This is a genomic window from Pseudoalteromonas sp. SG43-1 (genome assembly GCF_014164415.1).
Taxonomy (GTDB): Bacteria; Pseudomonadota; Gammaproteobacteria; order Enterobacterales; family Alteromonadaceae; genus Pseudoalteromonas; species Pseudoalteromonas distincta.
Map to the genome: position 1 here is coordinate 13,716 of NZ_JACJFD010000025.1, position 21,947 is coordinate 35,662.

Below are 21,947 nucleotides of genomic sequence, written 5' to 3' on the forward strand. Positions count from 1 at the left end.
ATATTTTCACGATTCATAGCAATAAACTGCAATAAAACGCATAACTTTAGCCATCTAGACGTTGAAACGTTTTTTATATAGGCGTAGTATGTAATTAATCTGAGCTGAACTCACTTTTCCCATGAGAATTTTTAAAGATGATTGGTATTAAACATTTAAAAACCATAGCAACCCTAAAAGAAACAGGATCTTTGGTTAATACAGCACGAGAGTTATTTTTGACACAGTCTGCTTTATCTCATCAAATCAAAGATTTAGAGAATAAATTGGATTGCCAATTATTTGAGCGTAAAACTCAACCAGTCCGCTTTACCCCTCAGGGAATGCTATTACTTGAATTAGCTCACGAAATATTGCCAAAAATGGAAGCGACTAAATGTCGTTTAAAAGAAAGCTTAAACCAGCCTATTTCTCAACTACGTTTGAGCGTGGAATGCCATGCATGTTTTCATTGGTTATTACCTACTATTAAAGAATTTAATAACTTTTGGCCTGATATAAAAATTGATTATGAACGTGGCTTTAGTTACGACGCTATTCCTGACTTACTAAGCGATGAGCTCGATTTAGTTTTAACGTCTGACATACGCGAACCCGACACATTAGAATACGCGCACTTATTTGATTTTAAATTGAAGCTTATTGTGGCACCGGATCATGAACTTGCTAAAAAAGCGTATGTAACAGCGCTTGATTTAAAAAACGAAACTATTATTTCATACCCTATCCCGCGAGAACGCCAAGATATATTTAAGCATTTCATTCAAAATGCACGTTTTGACGGTACATTAAAAACGGTTGACCAAGGATTACTTATTTTTCAACTAGTAAGTGCCGGCATGGGCGTTGCCGCTTTACCTGATTGGCTAGTTACACCTTATGAAAGCCAAGGCTTAATTAAATCAATTCCTCTGGGCGCTCTTGGCCTTACTCGTCCTATGTATTTAGCGATGAAAAAAGACATGAAAGATAACCCTGTTTATCGTCACTTTTTAAATACATGTAAGCTAAATAACGGTCGATAATCATCAATATAATAAGTAATATCGCTGTAATTAACTCTACAGCGTTTAACTCTTATGTTTGTTATTAAAAAAATGATTGGTGGTTTACTTATGCCACTGCCTCTATTTGGTTTATTTGCGTGCCTGATGCTCCTACTGGCATTTAAAGGCCGCAAATCAGCTCTCTTCTTATCTACTTTAAGCTTAATTGTATTACTTGCATTGAGCACACCCTTTATCGCCAATTTAATTATCCAAAATAATGAACCTGCGTCGCTTGCATTTAATACTCTAAAGCATCCAAAAATAGACAAAATAGTTGTACTAGGTTGCGATATAAACCCAAATTCGGCTTTAAGTTCAAATAATCAATTAGGTAATTGTGCGCTAACGCGCTTGGTAGAAGGTGTAAAACTGGCGAAACACTACCCTAATGCAGAGCTTATAGTTTCAGGCGGGGGTTATAAAAATACCACTAATAGCGGGCTTATGTATCAAACGGCAATTAGTTTAGGCGTTAATAAGAGCCGTATTTTCCAAAATCCAAAAGCAATGGATACAGGTGAAGAAGCTAAATTACTGGCATCAAAATTAGTCGACTTTAAAGTTGCACTAGTAACATCTGTACTGCACATGCCCCGTGCCAAAGACTTATTTAATGCTCAAGGTATTGAAGTCATAACCGCAGCCACTGATTATCATAATTTTGCTGCACTTCCATGGAGCAAGCAGTTTATTCCCAATGCTCATGCCTTACTTGTGGTTACTCAATACAGTCACGAAGTAGTAGGAAATATATGGATAAGTTTGCGCCGCTGGATAGATCCAGAGGCGCTGTAACTTATATAGCCTAATTAAACTGGGTTATCTATGTCTATAAATGTCACATCAAAACCATGCTCTTGAGCAAGTAACTCACCTAGTGCTTTTACACCATAGCGCTCTGTTGCATGATGCCCGGCTGCAAAAAAATCAATGTTTTGCTCACGAGAACTATGAATTGTCTGCTCCGATGCTTCACCCGTTAAGTAAGCATCAATGCCTTGCTCTGCTGCTAAGTCAATATATCCTTGCCCACCACCAGTACACAGTGCAATGGTTTCTATTTTAGCTGAGCGTACTAAGCTTGTGAGCGGGGTTCGATTAAGCACTTTTGCAATTTTATCTGCAAAATCTTCACCACTTAATGGTGTTTTTAAACGCCCTTTCATTGCTACGCTATTTGAAGTTGGCTCTAGCCCTGTTTCAATTTCAATATCTAATAACTTTGCAAGTTGTGCGTTATTGCCAACTGCTGGATGAATATCGAGTGGTAAGTGATAGCCGAATAAATTAATATCGTTTGCTAGTAGTGCGCCTATACGACGCTTTTTCATACCCGTTATTGGTTGAGATTCCCCTTTCCAAAAAAAACCATGATGAACCAAAATAGCATCTGCTTGTTGCTCAATGGCAGCTTCTATTAAAGCTTGACTTGCGGTTACACCCGTCACAATTTTTTTAATTTCGTTTTTACCTTCGACCTGTAAGCCATTTGGGCAAAAATCTTTTATTAAATGAGGTTTCAAAATGTCATTTAGGAGTTGGTTAAATTCTCTACGTTGCATACTGCTTACCTTACTTAGCACTGAATTTTGTGCAAATTTTGGCGTTTATAGGCCTAAAATGGAAGGAAAATCGCAAAAAATTGAAAAACTGTTTTAAAATAGGTATAAATACCTCTTCTTTATCTGTGTTCACAACGTATAGGGTCTCTGATGAGCAAACTAGACAAAACAGAAGTGTTATCTGCCTTTGAAGCAGCGTACGAAACTGCCAATGGTAAAAAACCTGAAATCACAACCAAACCTGGTTGGTACAGCATTGATGGCGGTAAAAATTTACGCCTAGCTGACGTAGCAGAGCTTACTAAAAAATTAAACTCTGGTAAAACAACTAAAACGAAAAAACCAAAAGCAGCTGCTCCTGTTAAAGCACAGAAAAAAGCGCCATTCACTGTTGTTACCGAAAATGAAGAAGGTTACACAGCGGAAGAACTTTGGATTGTAATTTTAGCTCGTAAAGATCATGACTGTCGCTTACCGCGCGGTGTTGTTTAATCAACATTTATGATTTTTAAAAGAAACCGCGTTAAGCGGTTTTTTTATATCCATTATTTGCCAAAAATATAAAGCTTTATAAGTTGTGTAAGGCTAAAAAAAGCGGCTATGTAGCCGCTTTAACAAAGTATAAAATAAATTACAGTTCTTCAAAATAAAGTGGTTCGCGTTCTTTTTTACCCACTTCATTCATTGTCTCTGCATTGAATAGTCGACCATTGATCATGGTGTAATCTACTTTATCCGAATCTCGAATATTTTTAAGCGGATCGCCATCTATAACCATTAAATCAGCCAGTTTGCCCACTTCAAGCGAGCCTACGTTTTTATCAAGCCCTAAATACTTAGCCGGATCGAGTGTTGAAGCACGTATTGCCTCAAGCGGTGTCATTCCGCCTTGTGCGAACATCCACATCTCCCAGTGTGCACCTAAGCCTTCACGCTGACCGTGCGCACCTAAGTTAACTAATACACCTAGGTCTTGCAGCTCAGCAGCAACGCGTGCGTTATTAAAGTGATTATAGTGATGATCGGGCGCTTTAATGCGGCGCATAGAGCGTGGTAATAATTGATTTTTTGGCACAAATTTACTTAAACGCGGGTGATTCCACACATCAGTTTTATCGTACCAGTAGTTCTCACCCCAAATGCCACCATAAGCCACTACAAGTGTTGGTGTGTAACCAGCATCACTTTGCGACCATAACTGCTTTATATCGTCGTATATGTTCTCTACAGGGATTGAATGCTCAATACCTGTGTGTCCATCTACAATCATACTTAAGTTATGTTGTAATAATGAGCCACCTTCAGGGACAACCATCATTTCAAGTTCACGGCCTGCTTCAATAACTTGTTGGCGCTGCTCTCGGCGTGGCTGGTTATACGATTTAACACTAAACGCCCCTACTTTTTTAAGGCGCTCTAAATGAAATTTAGCATCGTCTAACGAGTCAATATGCGACGTATAACCTGGCATATTTGCGCCATATAAAATAGTACCCGTTGAGAAAATACGCGGGCCAACAATCATGCCTGCCTTTTGCATTTCGCTTGCGGTAAATATTTCAGAGGTATCGTTTGATGGATCGTGAATTGTAGTTACACCCAGCGCTAAACCTGCAAAGTTTTTCCAGTTTTGCTCAGGTATAATTTCACCGCTTGCTTGCGAGCCATGTGCATGAGCATCAACAATACCAGGCATAATTGTTTTGCCTGTTACATCAATAACCTCAGCACCTTTAGGAATGCTTATCTCGCTGGCTGTACCAATTGCTTTGATATGCTTGCCATCGGTGATAATAACACCATTTTCAATAACCTTTTCGCCGTCCATAGTAATAATTTTTGCACCAGTGAGCGCAATCATGCCTTTAGGCTCTGCCATTTTTTTACTGAAACCGATATTATCGCCACTTTTCACTTTAAAGTCGGCATCTTCGGCTTTGTTAATGGCAAACATCCCCTCAAGGCTTGCATGATAAAGCTCAGGCCCTAATGTCCAATAAAGCGTGTTGCTCTTAGCACTCCAGCTAATGTTTTCACCAGCACGTACCGATAACTGCTCTATTGGAAATTGACTGTCTTTAGGCCCAATATTAATTGTTTTACCACTTTGAACAAACGGCGTTACAAATACTTTAAATCGCTCAGCAAAAGCGAGGTATTGCCCATCTGGTGATACTCTAAATTCTGTCGCATGTTCTGACTCGTACAGTTTGCGAACTTTTTTACTTTCAAGCTCAACTACGCTAAGCGTTGGTTTTGGCCAAGGACTCATTATAAAAACGCGATCGTTTGCATCTCCAAATTGTGGTTGATAACCACTTTTTGAAATAAGCTCACTTTTACCGCCTTTTTCGCTTACGCTATAAACCCCCGGATTAAGTGACCACTTAGGGTTTAAAATACTGCCGCCAGTGGCTTTTCGATAAACAACCGTTTTACCATCTGGGCTAAACGTTGGCTCTACGTACTTGCCAGGCTCTTTAGTAACTGTATCACCACGACCACTGCGCGCAGACACAACTCTCACTGACCCTTGTTTGTTATCATCCCATGTGGTGTAAACTATTTTTTTACCATCGCGAGAGTACTGTGGAAATAATTCGTAATGATCAGTTTGCTTTGTTAAACGCTTAATTTTACCCGACTCTAAATCACGTTTATAAATATGTCCAAGCGCTTCAAAAATTGCCGTTTCGCCATCTGGGCTTACTTGCACATTACGCAGCATTTTTACATCAAACTCATCAGTATCTAAGTTTTGTGTAAAGCGCACCGCTTTTTGAATTTTTTTACTTGTTTGCACTTTAAAAGGAATGGTTTTAACAGATTTCTCTGCAACATCTAGCTTGTGAATTGTGCCACCAGCCCAAAATACCAACTCTTCGTTATCTGGTGTCCAGGCAATGGTTGGGTATACACCATGAATAGCCCATGTTTCTTGCATATCTCGCTCAAGCTTATCGTAAAGCTTAGTGTGCTCACCGCTGGTTAAGTCATATAAATAAAGACTAGTTTGAAAATCATCACGCTTTATATACGCCAGTTTTTTTCCATCAGGTGACGGTGTAGGCCTAATAGCACCGCCCATCGTATCGATTATGGTTTCAATTTCACCCGTTTCACGGTCGTAGCGCTTAATTTTATAAATGCCCGCTACAGAATCCTTTGAATAATGAAAGGTTTTACCGGGTGTTGCATCATGCGAAAAGTATACATAACGACCATCAGGTGAAAACATTGGCTCACCTAAATCTTTTTGATCGTTCTCCCGTTTTGTAAGCTGTACGCCCTTGCCACCCGCTTTGTGATACAACCACACTTCACCTGCTCCCAATGAGCGGCTAGCTGTAAAGTGTTTACGCGCAACTAAGTAGTCGCCATCAGGACTCCATGCTGGGCTATTTAGTAATCTAAAGGTTTCATCGGTAACAGCGTGTTGGTTTTCGCCATTTAAGTCCATTATCCAAATGTTATCGCCACCACCTTGATCGGAGGTAAACGCAATACTTTTTCCGCTAGGACTAAAACGAGGTTGCATTTGCCATGCAATATCAGAGGTGAGCTTTGTAGCTGTACCACCACTCATTGGCATAGTGTAAATATCGCCAAGTAAGTCAAACACCACGGTTTTACCATCAGGGCTAACATCTATATTCATCCATGTGCCTTGCTCAACGCTAATTGCAGCGTCAACAAATTGCCCCTTAGGTGAATCTACTTGCCATTTTTGTTCGTCTTTTTCGGCGGCATGTACCTGCCCTATCGCTAATGACACCGACAATGCTAATACTGTATGAAGCATTTTTTTCATGCGTTTCTCGCTTGTTATTGTTGCAGTAAAAACTATTTCACATGATTGCAACAAAAACAAACGCAACTTGCCAGCGTTATATGATAAAGCGCGGTTTATGTAGGTTTAATGCCAAACAATAGGGTCAAATTGATAGTAATTAACTAACATACTGTAAATTTCAGGATCGTATCGGCGAAGCTCTGCGGGTTTTTCGAGGAAGGTTTCGGTGAGTACAGCAAAAAACTCAGCTTCGTTAGTCGCACCATAGCTGTGAATAACATGCGGCATGCTATAAGCAACGTGACTTTTTAATTGGGTGAAAGCACGGCTAAATACTCGGCCCCACTCTTTGTAATCTGCTGAGCTTTTTAAAATGGGTGTGCCCGTTGTTTTACCTGTTTCTTGATCGAGTTGATGCGCAAACTCATGAAAAACTAAATTATGTCCATCACTTGGCAAGCGGTTACCTTCAAGCACGTCATGCCAACTTAGTACAAGTGTGCCGCCAGGCCATGATTCGCCTAGTCTTACCGTATTGTGGTAACTCACAAGTCCTGCACTATCGCGAGTTGATTGCGGGGCGTAATAAGCACTGGGGTATAATAAAATTTCTTTTACATTTCTATATAACGGCCACGGTTTATTAAGCACTAATACACACGCATCGGCGGCAACAATTAACTTCATTGCAGACGTTAGCCTTAAGCCATCACAACCGACAAAGCGTTTTTCGTTTAAAAACCACGTAATATGTCGCTCTAACTTTTCTCTGTCAGCGTCGGTCATTTTTTTATAGATGGGCATGCAACGCAGTAAAATATCTTTTTGCTGCGAATTTAAAGCAAAATCTTTATATTTACTGCGCCATAATCGGTTTTGAATTGATGGCCAACGCCAGAAAATCACCACAAAAAGAATTAAAACAACAATTAACAGTCCATTTATCATAGGGGTTTCCTGAGCTAAGGTATGGTATATAAATATGTCCAGCACACGTGCTTTTCAAGCATACAAGGTTATGTATTTGAATATAAAGTAATTCACATCGTATTGCTTATAGATTACTTAACCTGAACTTTGGTTAAGAGATTTACTAATGTATTGGATCATGGTGATATTTAAATTTATTTTCTCTAGCCAGAGATTTTTAGTGAAAACAAGGCGAATTTACGCGTCAATAGCGGGCCTATTGCAAGTAAATTCAACGCAGTTAGCGCTAAAAATAGCTGTTTGAGATAGATTTATTATCCAGAGTTCAGGTTAATTACTGCTTTGCACTGCCGTTAAATGACGTGTTTAAGTTAACCTTTGCAAAAGGTATCAAATGTACCCTGCAATGTGCTTATAAATTTCGCTACGTGCAAACCATCCATTAATGAGTGGTGTACATCGATAGCTAAAGGCATTGTACCTGTGTGTTTATCAAACTGACCAAATACAAATTTAGGAATCCCTAAACTCTGCCCTTCACTAAATGCATGCGAAAACGCACTAAAATTCAGCCACGGCAAAACAGATATATGAATTAAGTCGGCCTGCCCTTCTGTTTGGGCAAATGCATCAGAAAATAACGGCTGTTGTTTCGCTTTTTTGCTTACGTCACTTGCATGATTTGCAAACTCTTTAAACTCGCCTGTGCTGTTAAAATAACTAAAAACAAACGTATCGTTTTCAGACAACTCAACCACACTGGCGCGAACACTATTAAGTAACCATGGTTGATTATCTATCATACGTAGCATTATTGAATCGTACTCATGGCACGCTTTTAAGGTGCAATATACATACGCTTGAAAAAAAGAAAATTGATTGGTTTTGCAATAGTCGTAAAGTGCTTGAGCATCTAAACGCACACACACATTAAAATAAGGCTGAGAAAAGTGTTTAAATAATTCAAAGTGTTGCTTTCTAGGCCAATTATCTAAATCGATAGGCTGCATGAGAGAAGTTGAGGGAGTCATAATTTGCCGCACAAAATTAAAAATAAAGTGTACCGCTGTTCAGTAATAATTGCATTAACTTACAGATAAACAAAAGGTGTGCAATTGCACACCTTTATGTAAATTAGAACTTAAATTACAGACCGTTTTTAATGATCTCTTGCGCTAATTCGTCAGCAATTAAATGCGTTGATTTTTGCTCTTTTTCGCTGCGGGCAAAGATTTCAGTTAACGTATTAAAAATACCTTCAACATGTTTATTAGACGCTGCTGCACTGTAACCATCTGGCGCTGTTTCGTAATAAACATTAATAATACCACCGGCGTTAATTACGTAATCTGGTGCATATAAAACGCCTTTTTCACGAATAACTTCACCGTGGCGAGATTCTGCCAGCTGATTGTTAGCACAGCCTGCAATAATAGTCGCTTTTAAACGCGGTATCGTTAAATCGTTAACGGTTGCACCTAATGCACAAGGTGCATAAACATCAACATCTAAGTCGTAAATGTTATCAATGCCAACCGCAGTTGCACCAAAATCACTTACTACACGGTCAATGGCAGCTTGGTTAATATCAGTTACAAACAACTCAGCGCCTGCATCATGTAAATGTTTACATAAACCATAAGCAACAGCACCTAAACCTTGAACAGCCACTTTCACACCTGCAAAATTTTGATGACCGCGTTGATGCTGTAGCGCTGCTTTAATTCCTAAAAACGTACCGTATGCTGTAAATGGCGATGGGTTACCGCTTTTACCTTCAAGACCCAGTACGTAATTAGTTTCTTTATTCATGATAGCTACATCAGCACATGTGATGTTTACATCTTCTGCTGAGTAATAGCTGCCATTTAATCGCTCTAACTGGCGGCCAAATGCACGGAATAATTGCTCAGATTTAATTTCTTTCGCGTTACCTATAATTACAGATTTACCACCACCAAAGGGTAAGCGCGCAACTGCATTTTTATAAGTCATGCCCTTTGATAAACGTAGCACGTCATAAACAGCATCTTCGTCGTTCGCATAATCCCACATTCTACATCCGCCAACTGCAGGACCTAGGTTGGTATTATGTACAGCAATAATTGCTTTTAAACCCGACTCTTCATCAGAACAAAAAACCACTTGTTCATGGTTATCAAATTCAACTCGATTAAACACAGCCACTTAAAATACTCCGAAATAGTTAACCCGTGAGAGGGTATGCGCGCTGGAAATTGCCGAGACTTTATCACTTCATATACGTGTTCGCTATACTCACAGATGATAAAACCAATGAAAACATTAAGCTTAAATTAAATAACCTAATTAAAACTTTTATATAGATAAAAAATTTACAAAACCGTCATTTTTAAGTTTTAAATACTATAAATATAAGAACCACACCGACTTACGTTTACGTGAACGTAATACAATTGTTGCATGTAAAGTTTAATATACAAGTGCTACCTGGCCGCTACGTACCGCTGCCTATAGGTTTTCAGTAAAAAGTGAGCTTTTTCGCAAACTGGTCAGAGCTGTAAACTTACTAATAACCCTATTTAAAAAAACAAAAAAGCGAGCACTAGGCTCGCTTTTTAAAAACACAAAACGTACGTTATTTTAGCTTGCTATCAAGCTCTTCAATTTTAGCTTTCCAGATAGCAGGGCCTTGTGTATGCGCATTGGCGCCTTCACTGTCTACTGCAACAGTCACTGGCATATCTTCTACTTCAAATTCGTAAATAGCTTCCATACCTAAATCTTCAAAAGCTACAACACGCGCTTTTTTAATCGCTTTAGATACTAAGTAAGCTGCGCCGCCTACAGCCATCAAATAAACAGATTTATGCTCTTTAATAGACTCAACCGTTGCAGGGCCACGTTCAGCTTTGCCAATCATGCCTACAATGCCTGTTTTTTCTAGCATCATATCGGTAAATTTATCCATGCGAGTGGCTGTTGTAGGGCCAGCAGGACCTACTGCTTCATCGCGTACCGCATCCACAGGGCCTACGTAATAAATAAATTTATTATCAAAGTCTACGCCCTCAGGTAAACCTTCACCTGAGTTAATCATATCTTGCAAACGTTTATGCGCTGCATCACGACCTGTTAAAATAGTACCCGAAAGTAAAACGGTTTCACCCATTTTCCATTCTTGAACATCTTTTTTAGTCAGTGTATTTAAATCAACACGACGTGTGCCTTCGCCCACTTCAAATGTTACTTGTGGCCAATCTTCTAGTTTAGGTGCTTTTAAATTAGCAGGACCAGAACCATCAAGCGTAAAATGTACATGGCGAGTTGCCGCACAATTTGGGATCATTACTACAGGTTTTGAAGCGGCATGCGTTGGTGCCGTTTTAATTTTAACATCAACAACCGTTGTTAAACCGCCTAAGCCTTGTGCGCCAATACCTAATTTATTAGCACGATCAAAAATTTCTAAACGCAGTTTTTCTTCAGTTGTCTCTGCGCCGCGTTCTATTAACTCGTGAATATCAACCGGATCCATTAACGACTCTTTAGCCATTACTGCTGCTTTTTCAGCCGTACCACCAATACCTATACCTAGCATGCCTGGCGGACACCAACCAGCACCCATTGTTGGTAGTGTTTTTTCTACCCATGCAGCAACATCATCTGACGGGTTTAACATAACCATTTTACTTTTGTTTTCAGAGCCGCCGCCTTTAGCCGCAACCATTACTTCTACTTTTCCACCCGCTACTAAATCAATATGCACAACCGAAGGCGTATTATCTTTAGTATTTTTACGCGTACCAGCAGGGTCTGCAACAATAGATGCACGTAAAGGGTTATCTGGATTCAAATATGCACGACGAGTACCTTCATCAACCATTTGTTGAACGGTTAAATCTGTTTTATCCCACTTAACATCCATACCTACTTTAACAAAACAGGTAATAATACCGGTGTCTTGGCAAAGTGGACGCTTGCCTTCAGCCGACATGCGTGAGTTAATTAAAATTTGTGCAATGGCGTCTTTAGCCGCTTTACTTTGTTCTTTGTTGTACGCTTTTTCGAGAGCTTGAACAAAATCAAGTGGGTGATAGAACGAAATATATTGCAATGCATCTTCAATGCTATCAATAAAGTCTTGCTGACAAATTGTACTCATAGTGGTTCCTTAAGTTACCGTTACGCGTTGTCGCGTAATCTAAATCAAACCGGTGACGGTGGTTTGCACTGTTTTTTGCAGCTTAGTGCTGCCAAAAAATTTGACTTATGATACCCTCCCAGCCCGTTTCGAGCCAGTTCTTAAAGGGGCAGTAAATGCTAAACAATAAAAAAAATTGTATTAAATTAGGCATAACACAAAACTGCATTGACGTTTTTGCGCATTTTTCACATTTGCCTTATGCAATTCTATTAGATTCTGCAAATAGTAATCATATAAACAGCCGTTTTGATATTGTTGCTATTGAGCCGCAAAGTACCCTTGAAGTAAAAAATAATAAAAGCTTTTTAAATAATATAGAAAGTAGTGATAACTGCTTTGAAATTATGAATAATGAGCTTTCGCATCTTGCTAAAACAAAAGCCGATTACGATTTACCCTTTAACGGCGGCTGGCTTGGCTACTTTGGCTACGACTTAGGGCGTACAATTGAAAACATCCCCACTCGTGCTATTGAAGATATTAATCTTCCCCAAATGGCTATTGGTCTTTACTTAGATGCCCTTCTTTACGACAAGCAGCAACAAAGCTGGTTTTATGTATCGCAGCCAAACACCGATCGATTAGCGCTTTATGAGCAATACTTAAATACACACGCTAACTCCCAAGTTAATACGCAGTCCTTTGCCCTAAACAGCGACTGGCAATCAAATATGAGCGAAACGGAATACGCTGCAAAGTTTGCCCAAATTGAGGAGTATCTAAAAAGTGGCGATTGTTACCAAATTAATTTAGCGCAGCGCTTTAACGCTCAGTTTGAAGGCTCCCCTTGGGCGGCTTATATTAAACTGCGTGAGGCAAATAAAGCGCCATTTTCGAGCTTTATAAATCACCCTCAAGGGGCAATTTTATCAATTTCCCCTGAGCGCTTTATATCTGTAAATAATAACGTTGTAGAAACCAAACCTATTAAAGGCACTCTGCCGCGAAAAGCGGATGCGCTGGAGGATCAACGCCAAGCCCAAATACTCGCAGCATCAGCTAAAGATCGCGCTGAAAACGTAATGATTGTTGATTTACTGCGTAACGACTTAGGCAAAGTGGCAAAACCTGGCAGCGTCCACGTCCCTTCCCTTTTTGCTATTGAAAGCTTTCCGGCAGTGCATCATTTAGTAAGCACGGTAACCTCAGAACTTGATGAAGGCAAAACAGCGGTCGATCAGTTAAAAGCGGCTTTTCCGGGTGGCTCAATCACCGGTGCGCCCAAAATTAGAGCGATGGAAATAATTGAAGAACTAGAACCACATCGCCGCAGCATTTATTGTGGTTCAATTGGTTATTTAAGTGCATGTGGAAATATGGATACGAGTATCACTATTCGTACCTTGGTGTGCCACAAAGCGCAAATTTACTGCTGGGCAGGCGGCGGAATAGTAGCTGATTCTAAAGTCGAATTGGAATATCAAGAAACTTACGATAAAGTAAATAAAATCCTCCCTTTATTAAAACAGTAGGTCGCTTTGAATAGTGAACACATTATGGCGCGGTTTCTGTTAAGCCCTACAGCTGCGCCAAACCAGTTAAAAGACACGCGTAAAAAACGTGCTAGCGCTGTTATGCTGCCAATTATTGATATAGATAATCATGCACATATCTTACTGTGTAAACGCCCTACTTATTTACACCATCACCCTGGGGAGATTTGTTTGCCAGGGGGTAAGTTTGAAGTAAGCGACATTACCCTTCGCACCACAGCCCTTCGCGAACTAAAAGAAGAGCTAAATATTGCCCAAAACAACGTTAATGTAATAGGTCACTTACCTGAGTATTCAACATTAACGGGTTTTAGTATTAGCCCCTATGTGGGTTTACTTAATAAAGGCACCACCTGGGAAAATGACTATAATGAAGTACAAGCGAGCTTTTTACTCTCGGTCACTGAGTTAAATAACGAAGCTAATTGGCAACCCTTACCTTTTCAACGATTTGGGAAAGCGGTTATTTTGCAAGGTTTTAAAACCCCACATGGTTTACTTTGGGGTGCGACTGCAAGCATTATAAAAAACTTTACAAAACAACTCGCCTTACCAGTTTAAATCTTCGTTATTAGTAGTTACACAATCACAATTCCACGTTATCATGCTCGACCGTTCAAAGAGCAGCTTCGTGCTGATAAAACAAAGTAGAGACACACATTATGATCAGTGCATTTGATATGTTTAGCATTGGTATTGGCCCTTCGTCATCACACACCGTTGGCCCAATGCGCGCATCACGCTTATTTGTTAATGACCTACAAGAACAACAATTATTAGCAAATGTTACCGATATTAAAGTAGAGCTTTATGGCTCTTTGGGACAAACAGGTGTTGGCCATGGATCGGGTAAAGCCGTAATTCTTGGTTTAGCCGGTTATGACCCTGAAACTATAGATGCCGATTTAGTCGACGACATTTTAGCGACCATCGAAAAAGATCAGGTTATTTATCTAAACAAAACACACAAAGCTAAGTTTCCAAAACAAGGCGCTATTGTTTTTCATCGTCGCAAAACGCTGCCTAAGCACTCTAATGCAATGGAAATTATCGCCTCAAACAACGGCGAAAAAGTTTACAGCAAAGTATATTACTCTATTGGCGGTGGCTTTATTGTTACTGATGAAGAGTTTGAAAACGAAAAACAAGCAGCCCTTAATATTAGAGAAGAAAACCCAGCTCCTTTCCCATTTGGTAGCGCAAAAGAGCTACTAGAGATGTGTAAAGAGTCAGGGCTTAGTGTTTCAAGCTTAATGATGAAGAACGAAAAAACACTGCGCACTGAAGATGAAATAAAAGACACGCTGTTTCATATTTGGAAAGTAATGATGGCCTGTATTGACCGTGGTATGCGTACCGAAGGTATTTTACCTGGCGGCTTAAAAGTAAAACGCCGTGCGCCCAGCTTATACTTAAAACTAAATATAGAAGTCAGTAACGACCCACTTCGTGCAATGGACTGGGTTGATTTATTTGCCCTTGCCGTAAACGAAGAAAATGCGGCAGGTGGCCGTGTAGTTACCGCACCAACTAATGGTGCTGCGGGTATTTTACCGGCTGTACTTATGTACTATCACACATTTGTGAAAGAAGTAGACCGCGATATAGCCACACGTTATTTATTAACGGCTGCTGCTATTGGTATTTTATATAAAAAGAATGCCTCTATATCGGGTGCTGAAGTAGGTTGCCAAGGTGAAGTTGGCGTTGCGTGCTCTATGGCTGCAGGCGCATTAACAGAAATTGTTGGTGGCAATGTTGTGCAAGTAGAGAACGCAGCAGAAATTGGTATGGAACATAATTTAGGCCTCACGTGCGACCCTGTTGGTGGCTTAGTACAAGTACCGTGTATTGAACGTAATGCAATGGGCGCGATTAAAGCAATTAATGCCTCACGTTTAGCTATTCGTGGCAGTGGCGAGCAAAAGGTATCACTTGATAAAGTGATTAAAACCATGCTTGAAACCGGCAACGATATGAAAACCAAATACAAAGAAACCGCTCGCGGTGGATTAGCAGTTAATATTATCGAATGTTAATCAGCTCGCTATAGAGAGAAAAAGCTGTCTATTTTAAAATAGGCAGCTTTTTTATTGTTCGTTCAATGCAATCACCTTATTTAACGGGTAACTCTATATCTGCAAATAACTTATCTACGTCATCTTGGTTACGTAACAAGCTTGCTCGCTCTACGCGCTCTTTAGTTAAGTGCGGTGCAAAACGTTCAATAAAATCATACATGTAAGTACGTAAAAAGCTGCCCTTTCTAAAACCAATTTTGGTCGTGCTTGCTTCAAATAAGTGGCTTGCATCAATACACACTAAATCGGTATCGCTCACTTGATCTATCGCCATTGAAGCGACAACACCAACTCCTAAACCCAGTCGTACGTATGTTTTTATAACATCAGCATCGGTTGCAGTAAATACAATGTGTGGCTCAAGTCCGTGTGCGCTAAATGCTTTATCTAACTCTGAGCGGCCCGTAAAACCAAATACATATGTAATGAGTGGATATTGGGCAATGTCAGCAACAGTTAAACTATTTGCCTTTTTAGCGAGCGGATGGTCTTTAGCAACAACAATACTACGGTTCCAATGGTAGCAAGGCAGCATAACTAAATCTGAATACAAATGCAGTGCTTCTGTTGCAATAGCAAAGTCGGCATCACCGCGTGCTGCAGCATCCGATATTTGCTGTGGAGTACCTTGGTGCATATGAAGCGATACCGCAGGATATTTTTTCATAAACCCTTGAATAACGTTAGGCAAAGCATAACGAGCTTGGGTATGTGTTGTGGCAATATTCAACTTACCTTGATCAGGTAGCGTATGCTCATTAGCAACGGCTTTAATACCTTCTACTTTGGAGAGTATTTCACGAGAAATATTAATTATATCTTCGCCAGCACCGGTTACATGCGTTAAATGTTTACCACTGCGACCAAAAATTTGTACACCCAACTCATCTTCTAACATGCGTACTTGTTTAGAAATTCCTGGCTGCGAGGTAAATAAACTCTCAGCAGTCGCTGAAACATTTAATTTATGATTTTGTACTTCTACGATGTATCTGAGTTGTTGTAATTTCATGGCTGCAAATTTTAACGTTATTATTCATATTATTTATAAAGGCAATACCGCTTAAAACCAAGTGTTATTTACGTAAAATATCACTTTAGGTCTTTAGGTGTGCAATTATCTGATTAGAGCTCAAGGCTAGCATAATAAATATGCTTGAGGTAGCGATGTTTATTCAGCTTTAGTTTATAAGCCCTTAGGGTGACTACGGTTTATAAAGAGCTCAACCTATCAATTTTTTGGTGTATTTTTTAAGTTAATCGGCGCAAAGCTACCCTGTTAACGTATATTTAATGTAAGATTAAATAATTAGGTTATATATCCGAGAATTACACCATGATCGTTTCTATTATAATAGTGCTTATAGTTGCATTGATTGTGATTGCACTTTGGGTAAGTGCTGTACAACAACACAAAGAAAAACAAGAAGCGGAACGCCGCAAAGAGCTTACAAAACAAAAAGCTATAATAGAAGAAACAGAAGAAGCACTAATGAATAGTGCCAATATACCTCTTTCTGAAAATATAATCCGTGTATTGCAACGCCGTATTTATGAAGCATTAAACACGATGGTTACTAATTCGCCAACATCTAAAGCACTTAAAAGCCGCTTAAGTGAGGCTAAAACGCACCTCACCAATGCAGTTCTAGACAACAGCAGTGAAGCCCTAACGTTACCGAGTAATGACAAACAGCTTGTTGGCCTAATTCAAGGTATTAAAAAATTACGCTCAATTTTACGCTCTGAACATAATAAAGGTCGTATTGATAGCCAAGTTTTTGTTTTAGAAGATAAACGTCTTGAAAAACTACAACTGCGTATTAATATCGAAAGCCAAATAAAACGTGGCTTATCTGCCCGCTCAGCGAGTATGGTTGGCTCAGCAAGACAGTATTTTGAAAAAGCACAGGCAACGCTCAATGCAGTTACATACACCGATGAATATGTAACAACAAAACGCCAAGAAGTTGAAGGTTACTTAGAAGCAATTAGTGTTGAACTAAGAGCTTCTAATGCAAGCGCACTTAAAAAGAAAACAGAAGAAGAGCAAGACGACTTAGATATATTGTTTGCTCCTAAAAAGAAATGGTAATTCTTTTATAAAAGCATTAAAAAAGCCTGCACAAATTAAATTTATGCAGGCTTTTTTGTCTATTTGTTAGTCATTAAGACAAAAATGCAAACTTGAAAACAAACAAGGCTGTTAATATCCAAACACTAATACTGATTTGATCTTGCTTACCACACAAAACTTTAACCGCCGTATAAGATATAAAACCAAGTGCAATACCGTGCGCAATCGAAAACGTTAATGGTGTCATTAGTAATACCACAGTAACAGGAATTGCATCGGTCATATCATCCCAATTTACAAACTTTAAATTTTGTAACATCAGTACAGCGACATATAAAATAGCACCTGCCGTAGCATAAGCCGGTACCATTTGTGCAAGCGGTGCAAAAAACATCATTAGTAAAAAACAAATACCTACAACTACAGCCGTTAAGCCAGTACGTCCGCCAACAGAAACACCAGCAACCGATTCTATATACGATGTAGTCGTAGACGTGCCTAGCATCGCACCTGCAATTGTTGCTGAGCTGTCAGCACTTAGTGCGCGTCCTAAACGAGGCATGTTACCTTTTTCATCAGCTAAACCAGCTTTTTGAGTGACTGCAACTAATGTACCCGAAGTATCAAAAAGATCGACAAACAAGAATGCAAAAATAACACTCATCATTGATATATCAAAAGCAGCGGCAAAATCTAATTGCATAAAAGTAGGCATTATTGATGGTGGCATAGCCATAACACCGTGATATTCAACTAGCCCTAAACTTAGTGCAATGCCTGTCACTAATAAAATACTAATAAGTACACCGCTTTTAAAATCGCGGTATAAAAGCGCTGCAATTACAAAAAAGCTTAATATAGCTAATAATGGGCCTGGGGAAGTAATGTCGCCCAATTGCACTAGTGTTGCTGGGCTTGAGACAATAATACCTGCATTTTTAAGGGCAATTAAGGCTAAAAAAGCACCTATACCTGTTGCGATAGCTCGCTTGAGCACCAGAGGTATGGCATTAATAATCCATTCTCTGACTTTAAATAAGCTTAAAAATAAAAATATACAACCCGACATAAAAACAGCCCCTAATGCGGCTTGCCAGGTATAACCCATTCCTAATACGACGCCATACGTAAAAAAGGCATTTAGTCCCATGCCAGGCGCTAATGCTAATGGATAATTAGCCCACAAACCCATTATAAAACAGCCTATCGCAGCTGCTATACAGGTAGCTACAAATGCAGCCCCTTGGTCCATCCCTGCCTCAGCAAGCATAGCTGGGTTTACAAATACAATGTATACCATAGTGATAAAGGTAGTTAGGCCAGCAACGCATTCGCGTTTAACTGTTGAGTTATTTTCGCTGAGTTTAAATAAGGCTTCAAACATAATAAACTTGTGATAGTAAAAAGTGACGAGATTTTAACATAAAAATTATCTTTTACAGGACATTTTACCTTGCTATATACTAAACTGTTAAAGTAGTTAAAATAATAAATGAACCAATATGCTTAAAACAACACCTTGTGAGCAAGACTTAGAGCAACAGCTAGACAACATTTTAGGTTTTGTTACTCAACCAGAAAGCAGCCCCGCGCCCATTGATAATAAAAAAGATGAGCAAAGTACTATTAATAAAGCCCTATATTATTTAAAAAATAATCAAGCTCCATTGGCTGCAAAATGGATGCGCCTTGCTGCAATGGCAGGAAACCATAGAGCACAGTTTTATTTAGGTTTATTTTTTGTAAAAGGTGAAGGCGTGCCACAAAGTGTATTTCATGCTGTAGCGTGGTTTAGCTTAGCGAGTAGCCAAGGGTACGCACCTGCCACTGCAGCGGTTACAGATATACGCAAACATATCGAAACTAAGCGATTTAAAGATGCTCAATGTTATGCAGCAAGTTTGTACGAACAAATCCACCAACTCCAGTTTTCTCATATGATCCCTCGCACCAGTGAAAACACATAAACTAACTAAGTAATAAGTACTGTATACAGTGTTGAAAAATACTGTATATAGTTACAAAGATACTCCTACACAGTATAAAACCCACAAATGAAAACACTACTCAAAAATTTATTTTAAAACAACCCCCTCAAAAACAAGCCTATAACAATTTGATTAATAAAGAATTATAGATTTAAAAATAAAAAATAATGATCAAAGGCTGAATAACTGTACAAATAAATAGCATAAAATGCTTGCACGAAAGCACTGTATAAACTACTGTATATGAATACTGTATAAAAACCCAGTGAGTGAAACTATGTTACAGCCTATTACCGTAAGAACAGTTAAAAGTTACCAACAAGACGAGCAAAGCGATTGCGTAAATTTGATCCAAATTGAAGATGAAATTTCAGCGACCTTTGAGCTTTTAAAAGTATTACACCAATACAATAGCTCTAATGCATGGACGTTACTAATTGCGCCAGATCATGTACCTAGCAAAGCTTTACTTGACTCATGCTCTATTGATACAAGCAAATTACTTGTTATTAGACAGAAGCACCTAGTAAATTTAGAGTATGTATTAAATTCTGCGTTACATAATGGAAACTTTGCAGCGGTAATTACCTGGACCGATATAGTTAATAACCAACTACTTACAAATCTATCGTTCGATTTAAGTAAAACGAATACAAAACTATACTGTTTTACTAAAAACGCTCAAACCACAGAGATACCACTCGCTCAATAAGCTTGTTAAACTAATGTTTTAGATTCTGTATTATTATTATGACTTCATTCAATACCACATTATGTTTTTGCAGCAGTGGGCACAATTATGCCGATTGCTGCGAGCCGCTCCACTTATTTGTAAAGCAAGCTGACACTCCTGAACAACTTATGCGCTCACGATTCAGCGCTTATGTTATTAAAAATGCAAAATATGTTTATCAAACCTACGCAAAAGAAAAACAAGCTGAGAATCCGGTTAAAGAAATCAATGATTTTGCTAACAGCTGTCGATTTATAAATCTTGATTTAATTGACTCAAGCCATGATGGCGATACTGGAACTGTAGAATTTAAAGCCCAATATTTTTATCAAAACTTATTTTGTGAGCTTCATGAAAAATCGCAGTTTATTAAAGAAAACACTCAATGGCGTTATTTAGATGGCACTATATATCCTGTTGAAGATATTAAAGTAGGCAGAAATGATGACTGCCCATGCGGTAGCAATAAAAAGTACAAAAAATGTCATAGCATGTAATAAATAATCTTATTTAATATTTATCACCTAAAAGGTGTTTTTAAGTGGCAGAGTGATTTATTAGCTAACTAAACTTAAAAACACACTTTGTTACGCCCTTGCATTTTAGACTCATACATTTTTTCATCTGCGATCTGCAACGTGTTTTTGTTATTTACGTATGGTTGTAGGGTTGCACCGCCAATACTAATAGTCACAAAATCATATTCTGAATATTTGTGTAATATTCCTAAATCGGCCACATTTTGTTTAATTTTATCAGCAACACAAATTGCACCTTCAGTGCTTGTATGCGGTAGAACAACTACAAACTCTTCGCCGCCATAACGCGCAACAAAATCGGTTGGCCTTTGCAAACTATTAGTAATAGTTTGTGCTACTAGGTTTAACACCGTATCCCCCTGCACATGACCATAGATATCATTGTATTGCTTAAAGTAATCTATATCGATGAGTAATAGTGCATAGTCAACTTTTTCTCGTAAGGCGCTTCGTTCCATTTTAGAAAAATGTGCATCAAAATAACGGCGATTGAATACTTTAGTTAAATCATCTAAAAATACTTTTTGATTGAGTAAGTCGTGTTGTAATTTTAACGTTATATGGGCACGAACCCTTCTAAATAGTGTTTCTTTTATAATCGGCTTTTTAATAAAATCAACAGCTCCGGCTTCCCAACACTCTTCTTCTTCGTTTTCAAAGGATGTAACAAAAATAACTGGGATATCCTGTGTTTCAGTATTATTTTTTAATTTTAAACATGTATCAATACCACTCATTCCACCCATATTAATATCGAGTAGGACTATATCGGGTACATTTACATTACAAATTTCAATTGCTTCTTCACCACTTCCAGCTGTTGTCACATTAAAATGCCCAGATAATATTTTTTTTAATACGATTAAGCTTAATAACTGATCGTCAACTATAAGTACTTTAGAATTCTTTAAACTTAGTTTTAATTGATGGTCAGAGTAATTTATTGGCATAGTAAAAATGTTTTGTTTTTTTAATTAAAAACAGCCTATAGCATCACATTTTGTTATGCAAATGTTAGTTAACAGGAGTTCTACTTAGTTGATTACTAATAAAAATGCTTTTTAGTAAATCTTTATTGCATAAAAACAAAAAATGAGCCACTTGGGCTCATTTTATAACTTTGAATACTTAATTTAGTTAAGTATTATTCGTCATCATCTAAATCTAATTGCTGACGTTGAGCAGGTCGAGCTAAAATCTCTACGTAGAAAGAGGTCAAACCTTGCTTTTCAATTTCGCCAATTTGGTTACTTAATTCAGCAACGTGCACAACTTGCGCATCTTCAGCTGTGTTACCAAACTTACAGTCAAATGCCCAATAGTCAGCATCTTCAGGTAGCGTTTTATTACGCTCTCTTTTCAAATATTTTTTCACTTCGTGCTTTGCAGCATCAACCATACGAGGGTATTTGATTTTCTCGTGATTTAGCGTGAATGTTTTCTTCATTACGTTCCTAATTACCTTGGTTTAATGATAATGGCATTTCATGTCATACCATTTGACGCCATTATAGCA

The 21,947-nt window shown here is 38.6% G+C and carries 20 protein-coding genes; 10 read left to right on the forward strand and 10 right to left on the reverse strand.

Going from position 1 to position 21,947, the window contains the following annotated elements; genetic code table 11:
* Nucleotides 1-137: 137 nt before the first annotated feature.
* Nucleotides 138-1,025: a LysR family transcriptional regulator gene (locus tag H5159_RS15935; protein ID WP_002961689.1), complete on the forward strand. Its 888-nt coding sequence runs from the start codon at nucleotides 138-140 to the stop codon at nucleotides 1,023-1,025.
* Nucleotides 1,026-1,079: 54 nt separating this feature from the next.
* Complete coding sequence (locus H5159_RS15940) at nucleotides 1,080-1,844, forward strand: YdcF family protein (RefSeq protein WP_182715829.1); 765 nt, start codon at nucleotides 1,080-1,082, stop codon at nucleotides 1,842-1,844.
* A gap of 14 nt (nucleotides 1,845-1,858) precedes the next feature.
* Here H5159_RS15940 and H5159_RS15945 read toward each other — a convergent pair whose 3' ends face one another.
* On the reverse strand, nucleotides 1,859-2,611 hold the full coding sequence (locus H5159_RS15945) for a Nif3-like dinuclear metal center hexameric protein (RefSeq protein WP_182198005.1): 753 nt from the start codon (nucleotides 2,609-2,611) through the stop codon (nucleotides 1,859-1,861).
* A 150-nt stretch (nucleotides 2,612-2,761) separates the two neighbouring features.
* Between H5159_RS15945 and H5159_RS15950 the strand changes: the two genes are divergently transcribed.
* Nucleotides 2,762-3,103, forward strand: a complete 342-nt coding sequence (locus H5159_RS15950; RefSeq protein ID WP_002961684.1) for a hypothetical protein — start codon at nucleotides 2,762-2,764, stop codon at nucleotides 3,101-3,103.
* 139 nt (nucleotides 3,104-3,242) lie between these two features.
* Here the strand turns inward: H5159_RS15950 and H5159_RS15955 are convergent, their stop codons facing one another.
* The 5 genes from H5159_RS15955 to H5159_RS15975 all read right to left on the reverse strand — a co-directional run bounded on the left by H5159_RS15955 (nucleotide 3,243) and on the right by H5159_RS15975 (nucleotide 11,478).
* Entirely contained in the window at nucleotides 3,243-6,422 is a 3,180-nt protein-coding gene (locus H5159_RS15955; RefSeq protein ID WP_182738215.1) for an amidohydrolase family protein, read from the reverse strand.
* 105 nt (nucleotides 6,423-6,527) lie between these two features.
* Nucleotides 6,528-7,352, reverse strand: coding sequence for a M90 family metallopeptidase (locus H5159_RS15960; RefSeq protein ID WP_002961680.1), 825 nt, complete (start codon nucleotides 7,350-7,352; stop codon nucleotides 6,528-6,530).
* A gap of 353 nt (nucleotides 7,353-7,705) precedes the next feature.
* Nucleotides 7,706-8,344 carry a CatA-like O-acetyltransferase gene (locus tag H5159_RS15965; protein WP_182780653.1) on the reverse strand — a complete coding sequence of 213 codons (639 nt, stop codon included), beginning with the start codon at nucleotides 8,342-8,344 and terminating at the stop codon, nucleotides 7,706-7,708.
* 136 nt (nucleotides 8,345-8,480) lie between these two features.
* The gene (locus H5159_RS15970) at nucleotides 8,481-9,521 is read right to left on the reverse strand and encodes a Glu/Leu/Phe/Val dehydrogenase (RefSeq protein ID WP_182780640.1); all 1,041 of its coding nucleotides are present in this window, start codon (nucleotides 9,519-9,521) and stop codon (nucleotides 8,481-8,483) included.
* A gap of 430 nt (nucleotides 9,522-9,951) precedes the next feature.
* Entirely contained in the window at nucleotides 9,952-11,478 is a 1,527-nt protein-coding gene (locus H5159_RS15975; protein ID WP_165742758.1) for a fumarate hydratase, read from the reverse strand.
* 155 nt (nucleotides 11,479-11,633) lie between these two features.
* Here H5159_RS15975 and pabB point away from each other — a divergent pair, with 155 nt between their 5' ends.
* The 3 genes from pabB to H5159_RS15990 all read left to right on the forward strand — a co-directional run bounded on the left by pabB (nucleotide 11,634) and on the right by H5159_RS15990 (nucleotide 15,052).
* Nucleotides 11,634-12,992 (forward strand): aminodeoxychorismate synthase component I, encoded by a 1,359-nt coding sequence (gene pabB / locus H5159_RS15980; protein ID WP_182711550.1) that lies wholly within the window; start codon nucleotides 11,634-11,636, stop codon nucleotides 12,990-12,992.
* A gap of 6 nt (nucleotides 12,993-12,998) precedes the next feature.
* On the forward strand, nucleotides 12,999-13,574 hold the full coding sequence (locus H5159_RS15985; RefSeq protein ID WP_182720090.1) for a CoA pyrophosphatase: 576 nt from the start codon (nucleotides 12,999-13,001) through the stop codon (nucleotides 13,572-13,574).
* A 101-nt stretch (nucleotides 13,575-13,675) separates the two neighbouring features.
* Nucleotides 13,676-15,052 carry an L-serine ammonia-lyase gene (locus tag H5159_RS15990; RefSeq protein WP_182780641.1) on the forward strand — a complete coding sequence of 459 codons (1,377 nt, stop codon included), beginning with the start codon at nucleotides 13,676-13,678 and terminating at the stop codon, nucleotides 15,050-15,052.
* A 76-nt stretch (nucleotides 15,053-15,128) separates the two neighbouring features.
* Here H5159_RS15990 and cysB read toward each other — a convergent pair whose 3' ends face one another.
* Nucleotides 15,129-16,106 (reverse strand): HTH-type transcriptional regulator CysB, encoded by a 978-nt coding sequence (gene cysB / locus H5159_RS15995; protein WP_002961670.1) that lies wholly within the window; start codon nucleotides 16,104-16,106, stop codon nucleotides 15,129-15,131.
* A gap of 324 nt (nucleotides 16,107-16,430) precedes the next feature.
* Between cysB and H5159_RS16000 the strand changes: the two genes are divergently transcribed.
* Nucleotides 16,431-17,189, forward strand: a complete 759-nt coding sequence (locus H5159_RS16000; protein ID WP_182769891.1) for a hypothetical protein — start codon at nucleotides 16,431-16,433, stop codon at nucleotides 17,187-17,189.
* 73 nt (nucleotides 17,190-17,262) lie between these two features.
* On the opposite strand, the gene H5159_RS16005 is transcribed toward H5159_RS16000, so the two are convergent.
* Nucleotides 17,263-18,555 carry an NCS2 family permease gene (locus tag H5159_RS16005; RefSeq protein ID WP_002961426.1) on the reverse strand — a complete coding sequence of 431 codons (1,293 nt, stop codon included), beginning with the start codon at nucleotides 18,553-18,555 and terminating at the stop codon, nucleotides 17,263-17,265.
* Between the two features lie 118 nt (nucleotides 18,556-18,673).
* Here H5159_RS16005 and H5159_RS16010 point away from each other — a divergent pair, with 118 nt between their 5' ends.
* The 3 genes from H5159_RS16010 (at nucleotide 18,674) to H5159_RS16020 (ending at nucleotide 20,389) form a co-directional block, all read left to right on the forward strand.
* Nucleotides 18,674-19,138: a tetratricopeptide repeat protein gene (locus H5159_RS16010; RefSeq protein ID WP_182711549.1), complete on the forward strand. Its 465-nt coding sequence runs from the start codon at nucleotides 18,674-18,676 to the stop codon at nucleotides 19,136-19,138.
* 298 nt (nucleotides 19,139-19,436) lie between these two features.
* Nucleotides 19,437-19,871, forward strand: a complete 435-nt coding sequence (locus H5159_RS16015) for a SulA-like leucine-rich domain-containing protein (protein WP_002961428.1) — start codon at nucleotides 19,437-19,439, stop codon at nucleotides 19,869-19,871.
* 38 nt (nucleotides 19,872-19,909) lie between these two features.
* Nucleotides 19,910-20,389 (forward strand): YchJ family protein, encoded by a 480-nt coding sequence (locus H5159_RS16020; RefSeq protein WP_182780642.1) that lies wholly within the window; start codon nucleotides 19,910-19,912, stop codon nucleotides 20,387-20,389.
* 74 nt (nucleotides 20,390-20,463) lie between these two features.
* On the opposite strand, the gene H5159_RS16025 is transcribed toward H5159_RS16020, so the two are convergent.
* Entirely contained in the window at nucleotides 20,464-21,381 is a 918-nt protein-coding gene (locus H5159_RS16025; protein WP_182711547.1) for a diguanylate cyclase, read from the reverse strand.
* A gap of 194 nt (nucleotides 21,382-21,575) precedes the next feature.
* Entirely contained in the window at nucleotides 21,576-21,878 is a 303-nt protein-coding gene (locus tag H5159_RS16030; RefSeq protein WP_002961433.1) for a DUF6172 family protein, read from the reverse strand.
* Nucleotides 21,879-21,947: the final 69 nt, after the last annotated feature.

What these genes read in the sequence shown, in the direction of transcription:
- H5159_RS15935 (WP_002961689.1), top strand. Translation starts at nt 138, where the DNA reads ATGATTGGTATTAAACATTTAAAAACCATAGCAACCCTAAAAGAAACA.
- H5159_RS15940 (WP_182715829.1), top strand. Translation starts at nt 1,080, where the DNA reads ATGTTTGTTATTAAAAAAATGATTGGTGGTTTACTTATGCCACTGCCT.
- H5159_RS15945 (WP_182198005.1), bottom strand. Translation starts at nt 2,611, where the DNA reads ATGCAACGTAGAGAATTTAACCAACTCCTAAATGACATTTTGAAACCT.
- H5159_RS15950 (WP_002961684.1), top strand. Translation starts at nt 2,762, where the DNA reads ATGAGCAAACTAGACAAAACAGAAGTGTTATCTGCCTTTGAAGCAGCG.
- H5159_RS15955 (WP_182738215.1), bottom strand. Translation starts at nt 6,422, where the DNA reads ATGAAAAAAATGCTTCATACAGTATTAGCATTGTCGGTGTCATTAGCG.
- H5159_RS15960 (WP_002961680.1), bottom strand. Translation starts at nt 7,352, where the DNA reads ATGATAAATGGACTGTTAATTGTTGTTTTAATTCTTTTTGTGGTGATT.
- H5159_RS15965 (WP_182780653.1), bottom strand. Translation starts at nt 8,344, where the DNA reads ATGCAGCCTATCGATTTAGATAATTGGCCTAGAAAGCAACACTTTGAA.
- H5159_RS15975 (WP_165742758.1), bottom strand. Translation starts at nt 11,478, where the DNA reads ATGAGTACAATTTGTCAGCAAGACTTTATTGATAGCATTGAAGATGCA.
- pabB (WP_182711550.1), top strand. Translation starts at nt 11,634, where the DNA reads ATGCTAAACAATAAAAAAAATTGTATTAAATTAGGCATAACACAAAAC.
- H5159_RS15990 (WP_182780641.1), top strand. Translation starts at nt 13,676, where the DNA reads ATGATCAGTGCATTTGATATGTTTAGCATTGGTATTGGCCCTTCGTCA.
- cysB (WP_002961670.1), bottom strand. Translation starts at nt 16,106, where the DNA reads ATGAAATTACAACAACTCAGATACATCGTAGAAGTACAAAATCATAAA.
- H5159_RS16000 (WP_182769891.1), top strand. Translation starts at nt 16,431, where the DNA reads ATGATCGTTTCTATTATAATAGTGCTTATAGTTGCATTGATTGTGATT.
- H5159_RS16005 (WP_002961426.1), bottom strand. Translation starts at nt 18,555, where the DNA reads ATGTTTGAAGCCTTATTTAAACTCAGCGAAAATAACTCAACAGTTAAA.
- H5159_RS16010 (WP_182711549.1), top strand. Translation starts at nt 18,674, where the DNA reads ATGCTTAAAACAACACCTTGTGAGCAAGACTTAGAGCAACAGCTAGAC.
- H5159_RS16015 (WP_002961428.1), top strand. Translation starts at nt 19,437, where the DNA reads ATGTTACAGCCTATTACCGTAAGAACAGTTAAAAGTTACCAACAAGAC.
- H5159_RS16020 (WP_182780642.1), top strand. Translation starts at nt 19,910, where the DNA reads ATGACTTCATTCAATACCACATTATGTTTTTGCAGCAGTGGGCACAAT.
- H5159_RS16025 (WP_182711547.1), bottom strand. Translation starts at nt 21,381, where the DNA reads ATGCCAATAAATTACTCTGACCATCAATTAAAACTAAGTTTAAAGAAT.
- H5159_RS16030 (WP_002961433.1), bottom strand. Translation starts at nt 21,878, where the DNA reads ATGAAGAAAACATTCACGCTAAATCACGAGAAAATCAAATACCCTCGT.